Source organism: Okeania sp. SIO3B5 (assembly GCF_010692555.1).
Taxonomy (GTDB): domain Bacteria; phylum Cyanobacteriota; class Cyanobacteriia; order Cyanobacteriales; family Microcoleaceae; genus Okeania.
In genome coordinates, this window is record NZ_JAAHHG010000507.1 from 1 (window position 1) to 7,196 (window position 7,196).

At 36.4% G+C, this 7,196-nt stretch carries 6 protein-coding genes; 1 reads left to right on the forward strand and 5 read right to left on the reverse strand.

The features are described from left to right. The 5 genes from iscB to F6K54_RS36805 form a co-directional block, all read right to left on the reverse strand. A partial coding sequence (iscB, locus tag F6K54_RS36785) for an RNA-guided endonuclease IscB (protein ID WP_293088862.1) occupies window positions 1–970 on the reverse strand: 970 nt, incomplete at its 3' end. Between the two features lie 385 nt (window positions 971–1,355). Beyond that, window positions 1,356–1,541, reverse strand: coding sequence for a translation initiation factor IF-2 (locus F6K54_RS36790; protein ID WP_293088864.1), 186 nt, complete (start codon window positions 1,539–1,541; stop codon window positions 1,356–1,358). Window positions 1,542–1,598: 57 nt separating this feature from the next. Next, window positions 1,599–2,579 carry an acetyl-CoA carboxylase, carboxyltransferase subunit beta gene (accD, locus tag F6K54_RS36795; RefSeq protein WP_293088866.1) on the reverse strand — a complete coding sequence of 327 codons (981 nt, stop codon included), beginning with the start codon at window positions 2,577–2,579 and terminating at the stop codon, window positions 1,599–1,601. 255 nt (window positions 2,580–2,834) lie between these two features. Next, complete coding sequence (locus tag F6K54_RS36800) at window positions 2,835–3,662, reverse strand: A24 family peptidase (protein ID WP_293088868.1); 828 nt, start codon at window positions 3,660–3,662, stop codon at window positions 2,835–2,837. Between the two features lie 6 nt (window positions 3,663–3,668). After that, a complete protein-coding gene (locus tag F6K54_RS36805) occupies window positions 3,669–3,929 on the reverse strand; it encodes a hypothetical protein (RefSeq protein WP_293088869.1) in 261 nt (86 codons plus the stop codon). Between the two features lie 819 nt (window positions 3,930–4,748). Here F6K54_RS36805 and uvrB point away from each other — a divergent pair. Continuing rightward, a complete protein-coding gene (gene uvrB, locus F6K54_RS36810; RefSeq protein WP_293088871.1) occupies window positions 4,749–6,746 on the forward strand; it encodes an excinuclease ABC subunit UvrB in 1,998 nt (665 codons plus the stop codon). Window positions 6,747–7,196 lie beyond the last annotated feature (450 nt).

Genomic DNA, 7,196 nt, shown 5'->3' on the forward strand with positions numbered 1-7,196 from the left:
TATTAACTTCACCTACACAAGCAGCGTCTATGCAGTGTGCTTTGGGTAATTTCTGCTTTCTGCGGTTAAATTTTGTTTGTCCCCCGCTAGATGTGATTACGGTCAACCCAGTAGTCTTTAAGGTATTGAACAATTTCCACCGCGTAGAATTAACCGCTGCTGCATCTTTTAATGGTAATCTAGCTTGGGTTAGTATTCGCTTCAATAACTCTGGTTTTCCAGATAAAAAATCTTTGACATCTTGATTACTTTTAATCTGATTGCATTTAGTACAGGCAACAGTTAAGTTAGATACTCGGTCTGAACCTCCTTTTGACTTGGGGTGAATATGTTCTACTTCTAGTGGTGTATTAGTTTTGCCACTTGTGGAAGCACATTGACGACCCCATTTTTCTAACAAATATTCTCTCAATTCGTATCCTGCTAATTCCCCTTGCTGATATTGAAGACCTGTAATTTCAGGATTTTGTATCAACTGAGTATCAAAGCGAACCAATTCCATTGAAATTGATTCTACAGGAGAAAACTTAATTAATCGTTTGACCCAAGTCATAGTAGTTTCGACTCTGTGCACTAGAGAAGGTGCTAACCAACCAGTGGGCTTCTTTTTGTTCGGGTTACCTGGTTTACGGTATCTGAGGTTTTTGGTTCTCCTAGCTCGACGGTGTTGAGAACGCTTTTGAAGTTTTTCGGAAATTAATGAACCTCGGTGTTGAATTAAGAGCATCCAGATCACCTTGTTTTCTTCTAATAGAGCTATCCCTGTAAATCTTGAGCCTGGGTCAATCTTGAGAGTTAAAGTTGTTTTTGCAACTTTTTCAACAGCTTTTTTGAGAATCAAAGTAAACGGAAAGCGTCGCCATACAGCAGCTTTACCAGAATTTAACAATCTACGAGCAATAGAAGGTTTGCAAGGTTGTAATGGTTTTTTGTTTGTATCTATGACGAAAACATAATTAGTGTTAGACATTGTGGTGTCTAGTCCTTTTCAGTAAAGTGTTCCTCGATTATGTTGGCCAGGCTTGTTAATACCCTAAACACTATCGGTATCAAACCAACTTCCGATGGGCGCTATTAAACGCTGTCCTTAATTTAGAGTGACCAGTATATATGCTGGAGTTCACATATTGTGGTCGTGACCTGCCAACGTAGTCAGTTAAGACTTAATCTGCAACCTTTGAGAGACAATTCCTAAAAATGTCTAGGGTTGGCTAGGTTTTTCAAAGGTGATTAATTTGCTACCGATTCATCCGCCAAATTTGCATATTATGGCGTGAGACTTCTCGGCGATTTAGCTAATTTTTATTTATCACTGGCAGTGTGTCAATTAGTCAAGTATTTAACAATTTTTTTGATTAAGAATTAGATTTTTGTTCTTGGGCTAATAAATGAGACATGATTGCTTTAGCATCTTCTAAGGCCAAACGGGTCTGAGAGTGCTTATAAGAAATCCTCATTTGGTCACAAAGACGAAGTACCTCGTCTACATGGACATTAAAGTCTTCTGCTATTTCCTGGATTGATATATCTGCGAAACCCATAACATTTTTTCAATTTATAAATAATTAATTAAAAAAAAATTGTGAAGCACTCAAAATCTAATTCTGAGGCATGGTTTGAATTTTGTTGTCATTTGTAATGGAATTATGTTGTTCTGGCTGAAAAGGTAAATGGCAATATGGCCCTGCTTCTAATGATTCAGTAGAAGTAGGAGCAGCAGGATGAGTTTTATGAAGGCGAATTAACTGAGCCAGAGTTTTCTTTAACTGAGTACGAGGTACTATTATGTCTATGAAACCATGTGCCAATAAATATTCGGAGGTCTGAAAGTTTTCAGGTAGCTTTTCACGGACCGTTTGTTCTATAACTCGTCGTCCAGCAAAACCTATCGTTGCTTTTGGTTCAGCAATAATAATATCTCCAAGCATGGCAAAACTTGCTGTAACCCCACCTGTAGTCGGATGAGTTAAAACTGGAATATATAGCAGTTTCGCTTCTCGATGACGTTCTAAAGCACCGGAGATTTTGGCCATTTGCATCAGGCTCAACATTCCCTCTTGCATTCTGGCCCCACCAGAAGCACAAATAATTATTACAGGTAAGCGCTCTTTAGTAGCTTTTTCTATTAATCTAGTCAGTTTTTCTCCAACAACTGACCCCATACTTCCTCCCATAAATTGGAAGTCCATCACTCCCAAAGCTACGGGTTCAGCTTCGATGTTGCCGATACCTGTTTGTACAGCATCTAAAAGTCCTGTTTTTCTTTGATATTCTGCGAGGCGATCGCTGTATGCTTTGCGATCGCGGAATTTTAAAGGATCTGTCCCTTTAACTTTTTCGTTAATTGCCATCCATGTGTTACTATCTAGCAAATGCTCAATTCGCTCATTGCTGGATATTTTCATGTGGTGCTTGCATTCCAGGCAAACCATTTGATTAGCTTGGAGGTCTTTTGTATAAGTTAAAGCACCACAAGCTTCACATTTTATCCAAAGTCCATCAGCAATTTCTCGTTCAGGTCTCTGTTGAGAGTTCTGGACTGATTTTTGACGATTTGCAAACCAATCAAATAGAGACATTAAAATAATTTAGAATTAATTGTTAAGTGATTAAATTTTTGCTAAAGCGTTGTGTTTTTCAACTATTCAGGTAATTGAGTATAGAATATAGAGCTACGACTATCAGCTAATAGAAAATCAACTCAAAGCATTTTGATTCAAAACAATTCTGTGATAGTTGAAAAAGCTTGGCTGGAAATTCTGTTTAGAAAAGTTTTAGCCCTAAGTATCTATAAACTTTTAGATATCCTGAGTAATATGTTTCATTCAGAAAAATCAGGATGAGAATCCAGGGAAAAATAGATTGAAGTAAGTTGACAATATATCATCACCCCAGATAACAGTCAAACCAGCTCCTATTGCTAAACAAGGCCCGAATGGCATTGGTTGTTTTCGGTCTAGCCAACCTAGAGCGATCGCTCCTCCACCTACAAATGCTCCCATAGTACAGGCGAGAAAACAAGTTAATAGTAGATATTTCCAACCTAACCAAGCTCCTATCATGGCTGCTAGTTTGGCATCTCCTCCACCCATAACTGTTTGTCCGAAAGTTATGGAACCGAATATAGATATTAAGTCAAATAACCATAAACCAACGACTGCGCCGATAATACCAACCATTAAAGAATTGATTAGATTATTTTCTTGAATATTTGTCTCTAATGTGGTAATAACTTGAAAACTTAAACCCAAGACTAATCCAGATTGTGTGAGAGAATTAGGTAAAGTCATGGTATCTAAGTCAATCATAGACAGAGCCAGTAGCCAACTGAAAAAAGTCCAATAACCTAAAGTGGGAATTGTAGTTCCAAATTTCCAGAAAACGAGCAAAAATAAGAAACTTGTAACGACTTCTACTAAGGGATAGCGGATAGAAATTGGGCTGTGACAATGGCTACAACGCCCACCTAACCATAACCAAGCAAATATTGGGATATTTTCCCAGGGTTTTAATTTACTTTTACAACGGGGGCAATGAGAGGGGGGCAAAAGTATAGATAATTTAGAAGGTATGCGATAAATGACGACGTTGAGAAAGCTGCCAATGGATGCACCAAGGGCAAATACAATTAGAGTAAAAGGCAATATTATAAGTAAGTCCATATTCGATTAATAGATTTTTGATTCAATTAAGTCTACAGGGACGAAAAATTCACCTGGTAATAAAATTGGCTGGTGAGAGAATATTAGACTAGCTCTATAACTGACAGGACTAATAGCTACACCAAAGGGAAGTCTAAGTAGGTCAGGATGAGTTTCCAGATAAGTGCGATAGAGTAGTTTAGCCAATTTTTGCAGATACGGAGGAAGTAATAAAGCAATACTTGGATCTAAGTATTTTGCTGGTCTTTTTTGTGTAGCGTTTACCACGAGAAACCCTGATTTTCAAATTCAAAAGTCAAAAGTCAAAAGGAAGAATTACAGAAGTCAAAAGTCAAAAGTCAAAAGTCAAAAGTAAGAACTACAGAAATCAAAAGTCAAAAGTTAAAAGTTAAAAGTTAAAAGTAAGAAGTACAGGAGTCAGAATTTACTCATGTTTTCACTTGAAATTAACTACTATAAGAATTTTCACAACCAATTTAGGATTGCTATAGGACTATGTCTTTTGATATTTGACAATAAATTTTAGTCCAGTAAAGTGCGTAACAGACCATCCCATTTCTTTACTATTCCGTATTCCCTCCATACCTTTTTCATAGCACTTGGTCTCCACATCCCAGATAAAAAAATTATAGTTGTTAATCAAAAATGCACTGCGATTTTTACCTAGTTTTTTGAGGGTTGGATAAGTTTGCCGAATATAGCGGTATTAATCTTAACTTTGAAATTAAAATATACAACATACATCTCCAATAATCAAAAATAAAATTAATTATTGTACATAAATTATCAATTATTCCTCCTACTACCTACTCCCTCTTTTCTGGAGATTATATTATAAAATATAGTTGTCAATCAAAAATGCACTGCGATTTTTACCTAGTTTTTTGAGGGTTGGATAAGCTTGCCGAATATAGTGGTATTAATCCTAACTTTGAAATTAAAAGATACAATTGAAAATGAAAGCTATTGAAGAAAAGATTAGGACAGAGCGACAGCTTAAAACTCAGACAACGTAAGATTTTTCCTTCTTCCTTCTTCCTTCTTTCTTCTTCCTTTTGCCATAACATAAATACTACTAAAATTATTATGACAAATTTTTGTTTGCAAGCTCCTTTTCAACCTACTGGAGACCAACCTCAAGCGATCGCTCAATTAACTACTAATATTCAGACGGGGCATAATTTTCAAACATTACTAGGAGCTACTGGTACGGGTAAGACTTTTTCTATAGCTTCTGTCATTGAAAAAGTAGGTAGACCGACGTTAGTTTTGGCTCATAATAAAACATTGGCTGCTCAATTGTGTAATGAGTTGCGCGATTTTTTTCCTAATAATGCGGTTGAGTATTTTGTTAGTTATTACGATTATTATCAGCCGGAAGCTTATATTCCGGTAACAGATACATATATAGAAAAAACTGCTTCTATTAATGATGAAATTGATATGTTGCGTCACTCAGCAACTCGGTCACTTTTTGAACGTCGAGATGTAATTGTTGTGGCTTCTATTAGTTGTATTTATGGTTTGGGAATGCCTGCTGAATATTTAAAAGCTGCTATTTATTTGCAAGTGGGAGAAGAAGTTAATCAACGACAAATTTTGAGAGATTTGGCGACAGTTCAATACACCAGAAATGATTTAGATTTAGGTCGAGGAAAGTTTAGAGTAAAGGGCGATGTTTTGGAAATCGGACCTGCTTATGAGGATAGAATTATTCGGGTAGAATTTTTTGGGGATGAAATAGATGCTATTCGTTATATTGACCCTGTAACTGGAAAGATTCTCCAAAGTTTAGAGTCTTTAAATATATATCCGGCGCGTCACTTTGTTACTCCTGAAGAAAGATTGGAAGCAGCTTGTAATGATATAGAAGCAGAATTAGATGAGCGATTAGAGGAATTAGAAAAAGCAGGAAAGTTATTAGAAGCTCAACGTTTAGAACAGCGTTGTAGATATGATTTGGAAATGCTGCGGGAGGTGGGATATTGTAATGGAGTGGAAAATTATTCTCGGCATTTAGCAGGTAGAAAAGCAGGGGAACCACCGGAATGTTTGATTGATTATTTTCCGGAAGATTGGTTATTAGTTATTGATGAATCTCATGTGACAGTTCCACAAATTCGTGGAATGTATAATGGCGATCAAGCTAGGAAAAAAGTTTTAATTGAACATGGGTTTCGTTTGCCTAGTGCTGCAGATAATCGACCTTTAAAATCTGAGGAATTTTGGCAAAAGGTTAATCAATGTATTTTGGTTTCTGCTACTCCTGGAAATTGGGAAATAGAAAAATCTGAGGATAGAATTGTTGAGCAAATTATTCGTCCGACTGGTGTTGTTGACCCGGAAATTTTTGTTCGTCCAACTGAGGGTCAGGTTGATGATTTATTAGGAGAAATTAGGGAAAGGGTTAAGCTGGAAGAGAGGGTTTTAATTACGACTTTAACTAAGCGGATGGCTGAAGATTTGACTGAATATTTGCAGGAGCAAAATGTGAAGGTTCGTTATTTACATTCGGAGATCAATTCTATTCAGAGAATTGAGATTTTACAGGGGTTGAGAGAGGGAGAGTTTGATGTTTTAATTGGGGTGAATTTATTACGGGAAGGTTTGGATTTACCGGAGGTTTCTTTAGTAGCTATTTTAGATGCGGATAAAGAGGGATTTTTACGGGCGGAACGTTCTTTAATTCAGACTATTGGTAGGGCAGCGCGTCATGTCCGGGGTCAGGCTATTTTATATGCTGATAATTTGACGGATAGTATGATTAAAGCCATAGATGAAACTGAAAGAAGGCGAGGAATTCAGTTGGCATATAATAAGATGAATAATATTACGCCGAAGCCTATTGTTAAGAAACAAAGTAATGCAATTTTGGCATTTTTAGATGTGTCGCGCCGTTTAAATTCTCAACAGTTGGAAGAGGTTTATGAACAGGTGGATGAGTTGTCTTTGGAGGAGTTACCGGAGTGGATTAAAAAGTTAGAAACTCAGATGAAGGAAGCGGCGAAAAAATTAGAATTTGAAGAGGCGGCTAAGTTGCGGGATAGAATTAAATATTTACGGGATAAATTAGTTGGTCGTTAGGTGAAATAGATTTCTGTACTAGAAAAATTATGAATTAAGAAAAGAAGATTAGTAATATGGTAGTTATCAGGTTAGTCAGATATTTACAGCATATTCCAAGTATATGAAGTACACATATTAATAATTTTAATAATTGAATGTTTCCAGTGCGAGCATCTTGCTCGCGCGGGTGTACCTCACCAAGGTGGAATCCGCTTTAAGTCTTTTCTGAAAATAAAATTATTGTCTTAGTTATTGTTTAATGTTCAACTTTTAATGGAGAACTTTCATGTTAAAAATTTTGAGTGATATTTTAACTGATTATAAATTTTTACTGGGATTATTTAGGGCTTGCTGATTAAATCTAAAAGCATTGACATATAAAGACAAGTGCCTGTTTGGGGTAAACAAAAGTGCAAGCTTTTCAGCTCTTCATGCTCAAAAAGTTAGTATTTTAGGCGCATAGTTGGG